General features: G+C 51.4%; 1 rRNA gene (running past one end of the window). It reads left to right on the top strand.

Going from position 1 to position 1,170, the window contains the following annotated elements:
• Positions 1-10 precede the first annotated feature (10 nt).
• A 23S ribosomal RNA gene (locus DEU29_RS13650) occupies positions 11-1,170 on the top strand (it continues 1,813 nt past the right edge of the window).

Here is a 1,170-nt window from a genome sequence, read left to right as displayed (position 1 = left end):
CGGGTTGTATGGTTAAGTGACTAAGCGTACACGGTGGATGCCTAGGCAGTTGGAGGCGATGAAGGACGTACTAACTTGCGATAAGCCATGACGAGGCAGTAAGAGCCATTATCAGTCATGGATTTCCGAATGGGGAAACCCACTCTGTTTACAGAGTATCCGGCACTGAATACATAGGTGCCAGGAAGCGAACCCGGAGAACTGAAACATCTAAGTACCCGGAGGAAAAGAAATCAACCGAGATTTCCCTAGTAGCGGCGAGCGAACGGGAAGCAGCCCTTAAGCGTTACATGTGCTAACAGAATCTGTTGGGAAGCAGAGCCATAGACGGTGATAGCCCGGTATGTGAAGGCGCATGAAATGTGAAAACGAGTAGGTCGGGACACGTGTTATCCTGACTGAACATGGGGGGACCATCCTCCAAGGCTAAATACTCCCAACTGACCGATAGTGAACCAGTACCGTGAGGGAAAGGCGAAAAGAACCCCGGCGAGGGGAGTGAAATAGAACCTGAAACCGTGTACGTACAAGCAGTAGGAGCGGACTTGTTCCGTGACTGCGTACCTTTTGTATAATGGGTCAGCGACTTATATTTTGTAGCAAGGTTAACCGTATAGGGTAGCCGTAGGGAAACCGAGTCTTAACTGGGCGTTTAGTTGCAGGGTATAGACCCGAAACCGGGCGATCTAACCATGAGCAGGTTGAAGGTTGAGTAACATCAACTGGAGGACCGAACCCACTAATGTTGAAAAATTAGGGGATGACTTGTGGCTAGGAGTGAAAGGCTAATCAAGCCCGGAGATAGCTGGTTCTCCCCGAAATCTATTTAGGTAGAGCCTCGGACGAATACCTGCGGGGGTAGAGCACTGTTTGGGCTAGGGGGTCATCCCGACTTACCAACCCCATGCAAACTCCGAATACCGCAGAGTACTATCCGGGAGACACACGGCGGGTGCTAACGTCCGTCGTGGAGAGGGAAACAACCCAGACCGCCAGCTAAGGTCCCAAAGTTATGGCTCAGTGGGAAACGATGTGGGAAGGCACAGACAGCTAGGAGGTTGGCTTAGAAGCAGCCATCCTTTAAAGAAAGCGTAATAGCTCACTAGTCGAGTCGGCCTGCGCGGAAGATGTAACGGGGCTAAGCCATACACCGAAGCTGCGGCAGTGTAT

The organism is Idiomarina aquatica, assembly GCF_004362895.1.
GTDB lineage: Bacteria > Pseudomonadota > Gammaproteobacteria > Enterobacterales > Alteromonadaceae > Idiomarina.
The sequence above is the reverse complement of the archived record's forward strand: the minus strand, read 5'-3'. Positions and strand labels throughout refer to the sequence as shown.